Origin of the sequence: Achromobacter sp. SIMBA_011 (assembly GCF_046535435.1) — a bacterium.
In the GTDB taxonomy this organism is placed as follows: domain Bacteria; phylum Pseudomonadota; class Gammaproteobacteria; order Burkholderiales; family Burkholderiaceae_B; genus Achromobacter; species Achromobacter dolens.
In genome coordinates, this window is sequence record NZ_JAWRWN010000332.1 from 1 (window position 1) to 278 (window position 278).

The 278-nt window shown below is 58.6% G+C and carries 1 pseudogene; it reads right to left on the reverse strand.

Features of this window, described 5'->3' with window-relative positions:
- Positions 1-278, reverse strand: a pseudogene (locus tag SB816_RS31190) (hypothetical protein); the annotation flags it as partial.

Genomic DNA, 278 nt, shown 5'->3' on the forward strand with positions numbered 1-278 from the left:
CCGGGATAAGCCATGTACGCGCAGTACGGTCTATTTCCGACCATTCCATGCCAATGATGCTGCCGCCTCTTTGAAGCGTTACAGCGGCCATTCTCAGGGCAACGCCCATGTTGAGCGAAAGCTGCAGGTCCTCGATCGCTCCAGGCTCTTTGCAGGCCGCCCAGAAGCGTTTGAGATCGGCGTCAGTCATGACCGTGTCCCGCGCCTCAGGGACCTGCACGGCAATGTCATGAGCGGGATTGCTCTCAATCAGGCCATTGCGGATCGCATAGGCCATG